At 69.1% G+C, this 14,586-nt stretch carries 9 protein-coding genes and 1 pseudogene; 1 reads left to right on the top strand and 9 read right to left on the bottom strand.

What is annotated here, in order from left to right; genetic code table 11:
- Nucleotides 1–44: 44 nt before the first annotated feature.
- The 9 genes and pseudogenes from ACRWND_RS19075 to ACRWND_RS19115 form a co-directional block, all read right to left on the bottom strand.
- Nucleotides 45–938, bottom strand: a pseudogene (locus ACRWND_RS19075) (tyrosine-type recombinase/integrase); the annotation flags it as partial.
- 99 nt (nucleotides 939–1,037) lie between these two features.
- Nucleotides 1,038–2,429: a hypothetical protein gene (locus ACRWND_RS19080; RefSeq protein WP_431950904.1), complete on the bottom strand. Its 1,392-nt coding sequence runs from the start codon at nucleotides 2,427–2,429 to the stop codon at nucleotides 1,038–1,040.
- Between the two features lie 318 nt (nucleotides 2,430–2,747).
- On the bottom strand, nucleotides 2,748–4,100 hold the full coding sequence (locus tag ACRWND_RS19085; RefSeq protein ID WP_431950906.1) for a hypothetical protein: 1,353 nt from the start codon (nucleotides 4,098–4,100) through the stop codon (nucleotides 2,748–2,750).
- Nucleotides 4,097–6,097 carry an N-6 DNA methylase gene (locus ACRWND_RS19090; protein WP_431950908.1) on the bottom strand — a complete coding sequence of 667 codons (2,001 nt, stop codon included), beginning with the start codon at nucleotides 6,095–6,097 and terminating at the stop codon, nucleotides 4,097–4,099. The genes ACRWND_RS19085 and ACRWND_RS19090 overlap by 4 nt, the downstream gene beginning before the upstream one ends.
- A 675-nt stretch (nucleotides 6,098–6,772) precedes the next feature.
- The gene (locus ACRWND_RS19095) at nucleotides 6,773–7,450 is read right to left on the bottom strand and encodes a DUF429 domain-containing protein (RefSeq protein WP_431950910.1); all 678 of its coding nucleotides are present in this window, start codon (nucleotides 7,448–7,450) and stop codon (nucleotides 6,773–6,775) included.
- A gap of 35 nt (nucleotides 7,451–7,485) precedes the next feature.
- Nucleotides 7,486–8,919 (bottom strand): ATP-binding protein, encoded by a 1,434-nt coding sequence (locus ACRWND_RS19100; RefSeq protein ID WP_431950912.1) that lies wholly within the window; start codon nucleotides 8,917–8,919, stop codon nucleotides 7,486–7,488.
- Between the two features lie 74 nt (nucleotides 8,920–8,993).
- Nucleotides 8,994–9,857: an alpha/beta fold hydrolase gene (locus ACRWND_RS19105; RefSeq protein ID WP_431950914.1), complete on the bottom strand. Its 864-nt coding sequence runs from the start codon at nucleotides 9,855–9,857 to the stop codon at nucleotides 8,994–8,996.
- Nucleotides 9,858–9,866: 9 nt separating this feature from the next.
- Nucleotides 9,867–11,936 (bottom strand): ATP-binding SpoIIE family protein phosphatase, encoded by a 2,070-nt coding sequence (locus ACRWND_RS19110; RefSeq protein ID WP_431950916.1) that lies wholly within the window; start codon nucleotides 11,934–11,936, stop codon nucleotides 9,867–9,869.
- Nucleotides 11,937–12,090: 154 nt separating this feature from the next.
- On the bottom strand, nucleotides 12,091–13,365 hold the full coding sequence (locus ACRWND_RS19115; protein ID WP_431950918.1) for a DUF6777 domain-containing protein: 1,275 nt from the start codon (nucleotides 13,363–13,365) through the stop codon (nucleotides 12,091–12,093).
- Nucleotides 13,366–13,931: 566 nt separating this feature from the next.
- Between ACRWND_RS19115 and ACRWND_RS19120 the strand changes: the two genes are divergently transcribed.
- Nucleotides 13,932–14,582 (top strand): isochorismatase family cysteine hydrolase, encoded by a 651-nt coding sequence (locus ACRWND_RS19120; RefSeq protein WP_431950920.1) that lies wholly within the window; start codon nucleotides 13,932–13,934, stop codon nucleotides 14,580–14,582.
- Nucleotides 14,583–14,586 lie beyond the last annotated feature (4 nt).

Consider the following 14,586-nt stretch of genomic DNA (forward strand, 5'->3'; position numbering starts at 1 on the left):
CCCGGACATGTCCAGGGGCCAGGATCGCAGAAGTCCGCGGGGCGTCACTCGTACTCGCGCAACAGGTCCTCGATGCGGCGGTTCGCGACCTCCTGCCGGCCGTCGATGCACTTGGCGTACCGACTCAGCAGCACTTCCACGCTGTTGCCCGCCCGTTCGGCAACCTCCGTGGCGTCCACGCCCGCGTTCAACCAGGTCGACAGCGCCGAGTGCCGCAGGTCGTACGGCCGCCGGGCGAGCGGCGACGCAGCCACGGCCGGCGGCAGCGCCAGTAGCCGAGCCTCCTGCCAGGCCCGGTAGTAGGAAGACGAGGAGACCACTCCCCCGCCCTCGCTGAAGAACAGGCGCCCGTCGCCGGCGGTCCCGAAGGTGTCGAGGTGTTCCCGGAAGATGCCTACCAGGTGCGGGGGAATCGGGACCCGCCGCACGTCCTCAGCCGGCCGGTTCTTCAGCCTGTGGTCGTCGTGGCTCTCCCCGGAGTCGGTCCACTGCTTTCCGACGCTGGGACGCGTACGGTGCAGCAGTGCGGAGCCCCAACCTGTAGCGGGCAAGGTGAGGTCCGTATCGGCGAGGCCGACCGCTTCGGCCGGACGCAGGCCCCCGAAGTACATCGCGGCGAACAGGCCCACCAGGCGCCGGCCGCGGGCACGCCGGTAGCCGCCGATGTACGACACGGCACACAGCAGGCCGCGCGCCTGGTGAGGGTTGGCGACGACCCGGGGATCTACCTCGCTGGAAACCTTGGGCTTTTGCCACCGGACGCCGGAGAGCGGATTCTCTGGAAACGCGCCCAGGTCGACCGCGTAATGCATGGCGTTGACGAGCGTCCGTCGCTTCCGGCGCACGGTCTCAGCCGCCGCGGCGGTACCGTCCAATTTGAGCTTGAGGGAATCGAGCACGGCACGGCCGATCACCGGGTCACCGAGATCTATTGCGGGCAGGCAAGGAGCCAGCCCGATTCGCGGCCAGCGTACGGGCCCCGATCTCTCGCCCCATGGCAGCTCCCGTGCAAAGCCGCTACACCGACCTTTCGCGCTTTACTGGCGGCCCAAGAATCCGGCGAGCTGAGCGTGACGCTTGAGAGTGACTCGAATTGCATCCTTAATTGACGATGGGCGCGTGTTTTCGGTAGAGAATGCTTTCAACTCCACGATCACCGAGTTTTGCTGACTGTTGGGGCGTGACACGAGCACATCCGCCCTGACCCGGCTACTTGGGGTTTTTACCTCTTGCTCGGACTTCGCCTCAAATCCGATGGATCGCAAACAGAGCGCGATGCGCGCTCCGAGCTGAGTGGGTTTGGTTGTGACACTCTCGTACCACTCCCGCGCCTTCGTGGCACGCTCCGATTCACGCTCGCGGAGTGGACTATAAGCGGAAGGGTCCCAATTCTCGCCGATGATGGAAGCGAAGTGGGACTTCTCGAAGCGCTCCAAGTATGACCTGCTCGGCTCAAATTTGGGGTCTTCGAGGTCCCGGCAGAGCGGATGGAGGTCTGCTGCGGCGATTGGGACGAGCCGAACATCGAAGTAGAGGCGGGCGCGGTTCAGTTCTGATAGGGGTAGCGTCTGCCGATCGTCCTCGTTCAATTCCCGGTAGAAGGCATTCCAGTCGAGCTTATAGCCGTCGCGGGCGTTGGTGAACCCAGCCACACGCGTGATCCGCAGTCCGTCTGTTACTGGCCAGAGCATCACGACCTGATACCGGGAAATATCGTGAAGCTGGGTCGTATATGAGGCCAACTTGTCGCCGACCATTTCGATGGATTTCCCAATGGTCGGCGCTCTGTCGGCGATTGCGTCAACGTCCGACTTGAGCACTTCATAGTCGGCTAGGGGCTGACTTTGATTGTGAAACGCAAATGTCTCTTCAAGAATATCCGCCCAGTCATCCCTGGAAGGGCCGGCGAGCTCGAAGTCTGGTCTTAGCAGTATTCTCTCGTTGCGCGAGGTTGCCTTCGCAAGGTCTTCTTGAAATTCTCGACTTGTGGTCAGCCACAAAAAGAGGATCGGCCGTTGCCGCAATTCTCCCCTATCGAGAAGACTTAGCCTTTCTACGAACTGGGAAGGCAGGGCTGTCTTTTCGGCTACGCGCTCTTCGAATTGGTCTACAACGGCAATGATGAGCTGACTCTTGTCGCGATACCCTTCAACTGCGCGCAGCTCTTCAAGTAGTGTGGCTTCGGATGCGATCGCTGCGCGAGTTAGTTCGATCACCTTGCATTCAGGTAGGTGCGTTGCCAATTCACGGGCTGCCGAACTCTTCCCTGACCCGCTTCGGCCAAATATGGGGAGGAAACGAATGCCGCCCGTGATCTGCATACTGGCGTGGGCCCGCTGCACTTGCTCAAGAAGCGGCCTATCGGGACGCAACCGGCCACGGAAAGCGGGGTCAAGGTCTTCGTAACGTGAGGGAAGGCGAGCCACCATGGCGGAAGTGTAGAGGACGGAGGACTCCATTGCTGGGCCGTCTATGGGCCGTCCGACGGCAACCGACGACGACAGATGAACAGTCGCCGACGCTCCTTCCCTGATCAGGGGAGGTGCTCCGAACGCCGGCGCAGGTGCTCATCCCCGCACATCAGTTGAGGAAGTACACGCGTCGCGTGACGACCGTCACCTACCGACGACATCGACATCCGCCAGGACGACGAAGGCCAGGTCTGGGCTGTCCACGAGCGAGATCAAGGACGCCCGAGGGAAACTGAACTGGAGAGCGCTTCTTCCGCGCGGACGGATGCTCGCGCGTCAGATCCCGAGGCCCTGAAGTGTGGCCTCCACGAGCTTGACCGCCTCGGCGCTCTTCTTCGCGGACGCTGACAGGTCGTCCCATGCGGCCTGGGCCGTCTTCGCGTCGACCGCGTCGAGCGGCGGGATCAGGACCCTCTCGAGGTCGGGCTCGTAGAGCGCGTCGACGACTGACCCGCAGGCCAGCGCAGCGATCTGCTGCTGGACGATATCCGAGGCCATCGAGGTCCAGATCCAGCCGGTGTGACCGCTGTCCTTCGGGATCGCGCGGCCGACGTGACCGGAGGCGAACCAGTCGGCCCGCTCCTCCAGTACCACGGAGGGGTAACCAAGGGATTCTTCAGCCCGACCGTCGGCCTGGAAGGTGATCCACCCCTTCCCTAGGCCGTACCCGGAGCCCTTGTCGACCGATCGAGCGGCGACGTTCTTCGCGCCGACGACGTCGAGCTGCAAAATCTGCCGGCCTGACAGGAACGGCGTTCCCTCATCGGGGCCGACGTAGTAGAGCTTCAGCCGCCCTCCCGGCTTGAGGATGTCGGCCGCCTGGCCAAGCTCGACCCCACCCTCGGCCGCGAGGCGGTCGCGGAGGTCGCCGACGTGCTGAGCGTGGTACGCCGCATCGAGCCGGGTTCCGAGGCCGCTGGCCTTCACCGTCCAGCCTTCCCGGAACGGCTTAGCCGGCTCGCTGGGGTACTTCTCGTTGATGCTCTCGATGACAGCGCGCAGCGCAATGCGGGCGGCCCCACGGGTGTCAACCGCCTCGCGCATCAAGCGAGCGACCTCGTCCCGGATCGAGTCGATGAACGGGATCGGGACGTTGGAGACCTGGTCGGTGGTGATGTGGTCGATGACTGAGCCGTTGAGGTCGCCCCGGAGCAGCGCCTGGCCGGTTGGGGACTGGAGCACAGCCAGCGTGTAATAGCGATCCACCTCATCGGCGATGGTCACTCGGATCATGTCGTGCGATAGGACGAAGCGCGCGAGGTAGTCGTCGGCAATGGTGAGCGGCCCGAGGTTCCGGCCGGAGCATGTCTGGAGCAGATCGCCGGCCTGGATCCGGTAGTCCTCCAGGTCCTCCGTGCGGGTGAGCGAGAGCCGGTCGGCCTCGGGCGGCAGGAACTCGAACACGTCATAGGGGCGCAGGTAGGACACGTACTCCTCGCCCGGCGCGGCGTAGGCCCGCTTGAACCTAGACGGGGCCCGCACGTCGGCGTAGTCGCCGACCGCGCGCAGGTCCACCTCGGACGCGTTCTGCAGCACGACCTTGATGCGTACGGCGGGCGCGGCGAAGTAGCGGGCATCAAGCCGATTTCCCTCGAGGAGGGCGGAGGAGCGGACGGGAGTGAGCTTCATCGCTGCTCCCCCAGCCACTTCCGGTAGGCATCGGCTACCTCGGGCAGCTCGTCGTCGACCTGGCGGTCGGTCAGCTCTACCTCGCGGAGAACTTCGCTGCCGGTCTCCTGGTCGATCTCGGCGATGGTCTCGATCCGCTTGACCAGCGCGTCGGAGCCGTCCGCGGTCCGCCGCCAGATGACGTTGCCGCGCTTGTCGTGACCGATCTTCTCCGCGACGGCCATGAACAGAGGATAGTCGAGGCCGTTGGCCTCCGCCGCAGCCTCCTCCTCGGCCGAAAGGCGGCGCATGAGCACCATTGAGGTCTGCGTGTCGTTGCCCGGTTGGAACAGGTCGCGGTGCATGTCGACTACGGCCAGGATTTGGGCCTTCTTCAGAAGCCAGTTGCGGACGTAGGCGGTGCTCGGGTTGTTGAGGATGCCGTTCGGGATGACCATCGCCATCCGGCCGGTGCCGGGGGCGAGCAGCTGCAGTGCGCGCTCGATGAACAGTATCTCCGGCGGCTGGGACTTCTGCAGGATCCGGTTGCCGTGCTTGTCGAGCCGGATCGACCAGATGCCATTTTCGTCCTGGTCCCACACGGCCGCGAGGTCGTACTGAGAGAGGATGTCTTCATCGTCAATCGGGATTTTCGCACCGAACGGCGGATTGGACACGATGACGTCAATCGAACCCAGGGGCACGGCCTCGCGCAGGTTCCTGGACCACTTGTGGGGGTTCTCGAGGGTGTTGGCCTGGAACAGACCGCCGGAGCCGTCGTTGTTCATGACCATGTTCATCTTCGCGGCACGGACGAGCGCGGGGTTCAAATCGACGCCGAAGACGCACTGGCGGAAGTACTCGTCCCTGCGGCGGTAGAGCTCCTCGCGCTCAAAGTCGGTGCCCTGCGCGGGGTCGTCCCACTGCTCGCGCTCCGTGCGCTCGATGTACTCGAGCGCGTGGTTCATCCCGGTGATCAGGAAGCCGCCGGTGCCGCAGGACGGGTCGAGGATTCGCTCCCCGGGCTGCGGGTCGAGCATGGTGACCGCCATGCGGCAGGCGTTGCGCGGCGTGAAGAATTCCCCTCGGTCACCGCGCAGGTTCGACCCTACGATCTCCTCGTAGGCGACGCCCTTGACGTCGACCGGTGACCGCAGCAGAGAGTAACCCTGCAGCTCGGTGACCACGTACGCGACGACCTCGGGCTTGAGGTCGATGTCGGTGTCTTTGGCATCAAATATCATCGGGTACTTCTTGACGACCCGCTGCTCGAAGAGCCCCTGGATGCGCTTCTTCGCGGCAGATGCGACCGTCGAGCTCCCGCGCTCGGAGGGCGTCGCGAAGAAGTTCAGTTTCGGTGCCCGCTCGTCCTCGATCTTGGTGAAGATCAGCTTGAGCAGCTCCCAGAACGCCTCAGTCTTCTGCTTGCCCTCGTGCGCCGCGATGTAGTTGTGGCAGCGCCGGAACGCGAACAGTAGGTTGTCGGCCGTGGCGACCTTCAGGTCCTTGCGGCTGGGCCGTTGGGCGTCAGCCTCAGTCTGGCCGAATGCGGGGATGTCGATGATCTCCTCGAACGTCCAGCCGCCCTTGCCGTCGCCACGCTTGGCGAAGCAGAACCGGTCGGTGCCGTTCGTCCACATCCCATACTGGGCGTTGAGGCACGAGGCCATGTACGACTGGAGCTGACCGACGCCCTCAGTGCGGTGGGTCGGCTTGACGTCGGCCTTCTTGGTCTCGACCAAGATGTACGCGTTCGCCTGGGTGTGGTCAGCGCCCTTGCCAAAGACTACGATGTCGACGCGCTTGCGCGCCGACCCGACTCTGATGGTGAACTCCGGGGCGCAGTTGGCCGGGGCGTACTTGTACTGCCGGACGAGGGCCTTCTCAATGTTCTGCCGGACATACTCTTCGGGCGTGTCGTTGACGAACTTCCCGGTCAGGAAGTCGGCAACCTTGCCGTCCGGGACGGACCCGACCGGTGTCACTGACGGGGTGGGCACGGGCGTCACGACTGACACGTGTTTCCCTTCTTGGAGTCGCCGGCTGCAAGCTCACATCTTGCCGTACGAAAGAGGTCGTGCGCACGAGGCCCCCCGAGAGCAGGTCGACGAGACCTGGCTCGACCAGCTCTGGGTCATCGTGGACTATGCGCGGACGGCTGAAGGTCGGACGAAGCTTACGAGCCTGCCGACCAGCAGAGATAGGCAAAGCAGAGAGGGCCTCCGGAGCCGTGTGCGAAGGTTCAAATTCTGCCGGTGGCCCCTCGTGCGAGGCGCCACCGGCCTTGAACGCGGTCCGTCGAGTTGACCCCCTGGAGGGAGCGGAGCGCGGCTTCGGTCGTCAGATGGCGACCACGTGGACGTCCGTCGGCGCGAGGGCCGTCAGGTAGGCCTGGATGTCCAACGGGTCGGTGGTGAAGATCAACAGCATCGTAATACGCGTATGACGACAGCGGCGAGTGGCGGTCGGCGGAGGTGCGGCGCGTGCGCCACTTCCGGCGGGGCCATGCACACGGGCGTTCGCCTCCCGCCCACGCAGCGGTTCTGCGGTCCGTCGGCATCTCGGGACTGTCCGTGGCGCCGAGGCTCTGATCAGCACGCGCTCGGCCTCGTCCAGCACCTGCGGGCTGCTGCCGTCCGCATCGACATTGCGCTGCTCACGGCCCACCCTCGCACGGCGCGTTGTTTCCTCCGTCAGTAGCGGATCTCGACGACGCGCCCGTCCGCATCCCGTTCAGGCGCCTCCGGGAGCCGCTTCGCTGCCCCCAGCGCGATCCGGTGGGCCGACCAGGCCGCGGCGGCTGCGTCGAGCACGTCGTCCACGGGGACGCGGTCCGCCTCGCCGAGTTCGTCCGGGAGCACGAGGCCGGCTTCGGCGAGCAGCGCGCGGCGCTGGTTCTGGCCGCGCCAGGTCTTCTTGGCGTACGCCGGCGGCACTCCGCCGGCCAGCGCGGAGAAGGACACCTCGGGGTGCACCTCGTGGATGCGCTCATCGGCGAGCCAGCACGCCCGCGCCTCCAGCAGCTTCGGTTTCAGCGCCCACGCCTGCTGGCTCAGCCGGTTACCGGTGAGCTCCTGGCACCGGCCGGCGGCTGCCCCGTAGTCCTGCTCCTGCCACACCAGCCTTGGCGCTACCGGGAACACGCTGCTGCGCCGCGCTCCGAGCAACGCCCTGGCCGCGCGGTCCGCGGCGCGCCAGCCCTTCTCGACCAGGCCCAACGCCATGTCCACCGCGACCGCGTCCACCTCGGCGGCGCGCTCGATCAGCCTCTCGAGCCGGAGATCCACCAGGCTCCCCGCGTACGCGCCATCCTTGAGCCTGATCCCCACCCACCCCTGCTTGCCGCAGGCGTCGACCCCGAGGACGTGCATCCGATCCCCTCCTGCGTTTCCTACGGTTTTACGCCCTACTGCCAGGCACGCACCAGATCCTCGGGCCCCCAGTGCGCCGCGAGCGGCAGGTCGGCGGCGACGCCGCTGCGGGACACCGCCACCAGCGGGGTGTCCGGGCCGGCGCCTGGTACCGCCAGTACGTCCCGGGCCAGCGCGTCGTACTCGCGCCGGCCGAACCGCCGGGACTCCAGCCACTTGATGGAGCCGACGAAGTACACAGCGCCCGCCGCCGGTGCGCGGTCCGCGCCGACCAGGTCGATCTCGGGGTTGTTCCGGCGGTTCCACCAGCCGCCGACGGCCTCTGTCCCCGGCCATCGCTCATCGGGCAGCAGCCGCAGCAGCGACTCCCGGATAAGCGGCTCGACCGCGCGCCCGCGCCAGGTCGTCCAGGACCGCTCGATGCGCTCCAGGGCCAGATCGCCCCGGCCGCGCTCGATGAGCGGAAACCCCCGTCGCAGGAAAGCCAGCCAGAAGCGCAGATACGGGTCGGCGATGCGGTAGCGCTTGTTCCTGGTGTCGGCCTTCGCGGACAGCGGCAGGTCGGCCGCGAGCACCCGCTTGGCCAGCAGTGTGTTCAGCAGCGGGGACAGCGTTCCCGAGGGCAGGGCATTCGTCCCCCCGGCCGCTGCCGCGATGGCGGAGAAGGTCCGCTCGCCGCTGCCCACCGCCTCCAGCACCGCCCGCGAGTGCGAGGCCTCGGGGAACTCCCCCAGCAGCGACAGCTCGCCCGCCACCAGCAGAGGGGACAGCGGATTCGCCACCGCCTCGCGCAGGAAGTCCGTCCTTCCCATCCCCGGCCGCCACGACTGGACGATCTCCGGGAAGCCTCCGGTGATCAGCAGCGCGTCCACCGCGTCCGCCGCACCGAGCCCGGTCATGGCCCGCACATCGCCCAGGTGCAGCGGCCGTACGGTCATCTTCGTCGCCCGCCCGAAGAACGGACGGCCGTGCGACTGCAGCGCCTCCATCACCGACATGTCGCTGCCGACCAGGATGAGCAGGACCGGCTTGGCGGACAGGTGGCGGTCCCAGACGGTCTGCAGAGCCCCCTCGAACTCCGCGTCCTGCTCGACCAGCCACGGCACCTCGTCGATCACGGCGATGCTGGGGGTGTCGTCCGGAACCGCGACGGCCAGTGAGCGCAGGGCCTGGTTCCAGTCCGCGGCCTGCAGTCCGGCCACCAGCTCAGCACCCGGCAGGGCGGACTGGGCGATCGCGGCGGTGAAGTCCGCCCGCTCGGCCACCGCGTTGCGGCCCCGGGTCGCCTGGAAGACCACGTACGGCACCCGGGACCGGTCGCAGAACTCCTGGACCAGGCGGGACTTCCCCACCCGGCGCCGCCCGGTGATGATCACGGCTCGTCCGCGGGTGGCGCCTGCGCCGTCGACCACTTGGCCGAGCTGCCGCGCCAGCAGATCCAGGTCGGCCGCCCTTCCTCTGAACTCCACGGGCATTCCCTCGTAGGGCAGTTTCGATGTTACGTAGATTGCATCTTACTTAGCTTGCCCGTTTCGGCTGCGGGTCATGCGGCAAGGTCGGCCAGCATCCGTTCCGGGGCCGCGAGGATCGAGAAGTGGCCCTCGCCCGGGTGGATGTGCAGGCGGGCGTCCGGGATCGCCTCCGCGAAGCGGCGGGCGTGCGCCAGCGGGACGGTGGTGTCGGCGTCCCCGTGGTGGATCCAGGTGGGGACGTCGACCGACTGCAGGTCGAAGCCCCACGGCCTGGTCAGCACCCGCAGGTCCTGCCCCACTCCCCCGCTCCCGCGCTCGAACGCCCGCACATAGTTGGCCAGGAGGGACGCACGCGCCTGCGGCCCCGCAAGGGCCCGGCGGTCGACGGCGGGCATGCCACTGGTCGCCAGCCGCACGAACAGCCCCGGCGCGCGGCGCGCCGGCACGGCCAGGCGTCCCAGGAACCAGCCGCCGAAGGCGGGGGCGTGCCGGGCGATCGCCAGCGACACGCGCTGCCCGCCCGTCATCCCCCGGGTCGTCCAGGACGGCGGGCCGAGCGGCGCGACGAGCAGCAGGCCGCGCACGCGGTCGGGCAGCAGGGACGCGCAGGCCGCCGCGAACGCCCCGCCGCCCGAGACGCCGAGCAGCGCCACCGTGCCGACGTCCAACGCGTCCATGACCAGGGCCGCCTCCTCGGCCCAGTCCGCGACCCGCCGCAGCCGGCGGGCGTCGGTGCCGCCGGTCCCCGGACGGTCCGGGGCGATGACGCGCAGGCCCAGCGCCCGGGCCGCGCCCGCGACGTCGTACGCGGACAGCCGGGAATCGGCCAGCCCGTGGCAGTACAGCACCGCGGGCGCGTCCGGCTCGCCCACCACCTCGACCGCGGTCACCCCGCCGTCGGCGCGGCGTACGTCGGTCCTCGTGCCGTCTCGCATGGGCGCCCGTCAGGCGGCCTCCACGATCTGCTCCGCCCAGATCGTCTTGCCGTCCGGCCCGTGGCGGGTCCCCCAGCGCTCCGCGAGCTGGGCGACGATGAACAGGCCGCGCCCGCCCTCGTCGAAGGTGCGGGCCCGGCGCAGGTGCGGAGAGGTGTCGCTGCCGTCCGACACCTCGCAGGTCAGGCTGCCGCGCTCCAGGATGACGCGCAGCCGGACGGGCGGCCTCGCGTAGCGGATGGCGTTGGTGACCAGCTCGCTGACGACGATCTCGGTGGTGAAGGCCGCGTCAGCCACGCCCCAGGCGGCGAGTTGGCGCGCCACGTGGTCGCGGGCCTCCGCGACCACCGAGGGGTCGGCGGGCAGGTTCCAGGTGGCGACGTGGTCCGCGTCCAGGACATGGGTCCGGGCGATGAGCAGCGCCGCGTCGTCGGTGGGCTGCTCGTCGCGCATGGCCTTCACCGCGGCTTCGCAGGTGGCGTCGAGGTACGCCTCGGGCTGTGCGAGCACGCTCAGCAGCCGCTGCAGTCCGCTGTCGAGGTCGCAGCCGTGGGAGCGGACGAGGCCGTCGGTGTAGAGGGCCAGCAGGCTTCCCTCGGGAAGGTCCATCTCGACCGACTCGAACGGCCAGCCGCCGAGGCCCAGGGGAGGGCCGGGCGGAAGGTCGATGATCCTGGTGCTGTGGTCGGGCATGACGACGGCGGGCGGGATGTGCCCGGCGCGGGCGAGCACGCACCGGTGGGCGACGGGGTCGTAGACCGCGTACAGGCAGGTGGCGCCGACCTCCCCCGCGCTGTGGCCGGTGCCCGGCGCGCCCGGGCCGGCTCCGTCGTCCTCGCCCTCGACGCGGAGCCGGAGCACGACGTCGTCGAGGTGGGTGAGGAGTTCGTCGGGCGGCAGGTCCATGTCCGCGAGGGCGCGCACGGCGGCGCGCAGCCGGGCCATGGTGGCCGAGGCCTGCAGCCCGTGGCCGACCACGTCCCCGACGACCAGCGCGACACGGGCTCCGGACAGCGGGATCACGTCGAACCAGTCGCCGCCCACGCCGACGCCGGACCCTGCCGGCAGGTAGCGGCTCACCACGTCCGCCGCCGCGATGTCGGGCAGGTGCCGCGGCAGGCAGCTGTGCTGCAGGGTCAGCGAGGTCTCCCGCTCGAGGGTGTAGCGGCGGGCGTTGTCGACGCACACCGCCGCGCGGGTCGCGATCTCCTCGGCGAGGACCAGGTCGTCGGCGTCGAACTGCTCGGCCCGCTGGTGGCGCAGGAACAACGCCGCTCCGAGAGCGCTGCCCCGGGCGCACAGCGGCACCGCGATCGCCGAGTGGATGCCGTACTCGCGCGCCAGGGCCCTTCGGTGCGCGTCGTGCACGAGCCACTCGTCCACCTCGTCGCCGTCCAGGAGCCGGGCCCGCACCGGCTGGACCGCGGCCAGGCAGCGGGCGGGCAGCGCCACCGGCGGATAGTTCTCTCCCTCCCCCGTCTTCAGCGCGCTCTCCGGACAGCCCTCGAGCACGGACCGCTGTGCGACGCGGCGCAGCGGAACGAAACCCGTCATGGGCGCCCTGGGGGGTTCCTCGCCCCGCAGGACGGCGTCGAACAGATCCACGGCGGCGTAGTCGGCGAACTGGGGGACGGCGACGTCAGCCAGTTCCTCGGCGGTGCGTGCCACGTTCAAGGTGCCGCCGATGCGTTTGCTGGCGTCGCTCACGAGGGCGAGCCGGTCTCGGGCGATCATGACGCGCTTCAGGCGCTCCTCACGGTCCAGCCGGAGCCTGCAGACCTCGAGGCTGACGCCGAAGGACACCGCCACCGCCGAGACGACGACGGCCCGGCCGCCCGCGGAGAGCCCGTCGAGCAGGAATCCGTAGATGACGACGACGGCCGCCAGGCTCAGCGCGCCCACGATCAGCGTGCGCCGGAACGAGAGCAGCGCCGCGGCCACGAGGGGGATCAGCACCGAGTATCCCGACCACCGTACGAGGCCGCGGCCGGCGGTTTCGAACTGCAGGACCGAGATCAGCCCGAGGGAGAGGACGAGAAGCCAGAACACGCCGCGCCCGTCCCGCCACAAGGAAGTCATATCGCCTCCCTTCCAGTTCTCCAGACTCCCACAGGCCGGGACGCCGCGCCTGCGCCGCCGGGCGGAGGCCTCCCAGGTCAGCGGGCGCAAGCGGCGCGGGCGGCGACCGCGACGGCCCCGTCCCGGGTGGGACGGGGCCGTCGGTGGCGGGGGGTCAGCCCGACCTGGGAGGCGGCTGGGCGGGGGACTTGGGGTGGGCGGGGGGCTGCTTGTGCTGGGGCTTTTCGCCCGTGCCGCCGCCCGAGTCGCCGCCCGGTCCGGTGGACTTGGGCTGGGCGGGGGGTTGCTCCGGCTGCTGCTGCTCTGGTTGCTGGGGCTGCTCAGGCTGCCGGGGCGCTTCGGGCTTCTGGGGCTCGGAGGACGGCTTCTGCGGCTGTTCCGGCGAGTCCGGGGACGCGGGCTCCTCCTGCTTCGGGGACTCCTCCTTGTCCGGGGACTTCTCCTTGTCCGGGGACTTCTCCTCGCTCTTGGGGGGCTCGTCCTTCTTCGGCTCCTCGCTCCTCGGGGACTTCTCCTTGTCCTTGGGCGTGTCCTTGTCCGGGGACTTCTGCTCGCTCTTGGGCGGCTCGTCCTTCGGCGACTCCTCCTTGGGCCGCTCCTCCTGCTTCTTCTCCTCCTCCGGCGGCGGCGCCGTCTTGCCGGGGGGCTCCAGCTGCGAGCCCGTGGAGGGCGCCGGCAGCACCGGAACCGCGGAGTCGGAGGGCTGGCCCCTTGGAGGCTCGACCTTGTGGTCGCTCTTGCCCTCGACCGTGCCGCTGGGCCGCTCGAACCAGCGCTTGCCGTCCTGGTCGTAGAGCGTGAGCGTCTTCATCGGCTTCTCGGACGGAACGACCGCCACGAGGCCCGCCGCGCGGAAGGTCTCCCACTGCCGGCCGCTGTACGTCGGCGTGCCGCCCACGGCGTCAGGAGCGCTCATCGGGTTGCCGCAGGTGCAGCGGACCACCGGAACGCCGTGGGCGTCCACCATGACGGGGGTGCCCGCCTGGAGGATGGCCTGGTACTCGGTGACCTCACCGTCCTTGAAGCCGTGGCTGGTGACGCGGGTGTCCCAGTTCAGCTGGACGGGCGTCAGCGAGCGCAGGTGCGAGGGGATGTCCTGCTGCCCGATCTTCAGGGTGTCGGCGAAGGCCTTGCCGCGTTCAGGGTCGCCCGTGAGGTAGGCGATCTGCTTCTCGACGTCGCAGGCGGACTCGTTCTGCTTGCCGCTGTAGAGCCCCGGGTGCGCGCCGCTGACCTTGAGGGTGCCGCCGGGGGCCGAGGACTCGTTGGGGGTGATGGTGGGGGTGACCGCCTTGCCCGGCTCGCCCGCCGTGGACGGTGTGAAGGGATCGGGCCCGGCCGCGGAGGCGTTCTGCAGGAAGATCTCACCGCCGCCCTTGGTGCCGCCGAGGAAGGAGAAGGCGAAGATCACGGCGACCGCGACGACCATCGCCGTGCCCGCGGTGAGGAGGGTGCGGCGCGTCCGCCACCACGGGGAGGGGGGTCCGCGGTGCCGGCCGGGTTCCCCTGGTTCGGCGCCGTGTCCCGTGCCGTCCGGTGGGCCAGGTGGCCCCGGTGGTCCGGCCGGTGGCGGCGGGGCCGGGGGTGGCGCGGCCGGTGGGGGCGGGAGCCCCTGTGCCGCCGGCGGGTGCTCTCCCGACGGCCTGCCGGACAGCGGTCCGGCCGGAGGGCCGGTGGGGCGTTCGGGCGGAGGAGGTATGGAACTCACGGCACTCTCCCCAGAGGTAGGGCTTCGGGAATGGAGACGGATTCCCGTACGCCCTCCCACCCATTATGTGCGGCCTCACCTGGAGAGTGAATCGGCTGCGGGAATTCGGAAGGGCCGATGGTTCACGGGCATTTCGGGAGTGCGGCATCCGCGAAGCGCCTGCTTTCGACCAGCGAACCGGGGACCTGCGCCGCGGCGCAGGTCCCCGTCCTTTCGCAGCGGGACGTCCGCACCGGCGCTGACCTGCTGCGCAGGTGGCTCCGCGGATCCGGGACGAGAATCGGTGCATGGAAGCAGTGGGATACAGCAGCGCGAACACCGGCCTGTTGCTGATCGACCCGTACAACGACCTCCTGTCCGAGGGCGGGAAGCTCTGGCCCCGCGCGAAGGCGGTGGCCGAGCAGGTGGGGCTGCTCGACCACATGCGGCAGGTGCTCGCGGCCACCCGTGCCCGGGGCATCCGGACGTTCTTCGTCGCACACCGCCGTACGGCCCCCGGGGACTACGCGGCGTGGGAACACCTCTCCCCCGCCCAGGAGGCGGCCGTCGAGCAGCAGGTCTTCGCGCTGGGCTCCTGGGGCGGCGAGTTCCATCCGGACTTCCAGCCGGTAGACGGCGAGATCCTGGTGCACGAGCACTGGTCGTCCAGCGGTTTCGCCAATACGGACCTCGACTTCCAGCTGAAGCAGCACCGGGTGTCGCGCATCGTGCTGACCGGCATGCGCGCCAACACCTGCGTCGACACCACGGCGCGCTTCGGGCAGGAACTCGGCTACCACGTCACCTTGGTGCGGGACGCGATCGCCGCCTTCAGCACGGCGGAGATGGAGGCGACCTTCGACGTCAACGCGCCGGCCTACGCGCACGCCGTCCTCACCACGGAGGAGTTCCTCACCGTGCTGCCGCCCTGCGCCGAGGAGTACGGGGCAGGGCGGTAGCGAC

It is taken from the genome of Actinacidiphila sp. bgisy167 (genome assembly GCF_965342175.1).
In the GTDB taxonomy this organism is placed as follows: Bacteria; Actinomycetota; Actinomycetes; order Streptomycetales; family Streptomycetaceae; genus Actinacidiphila.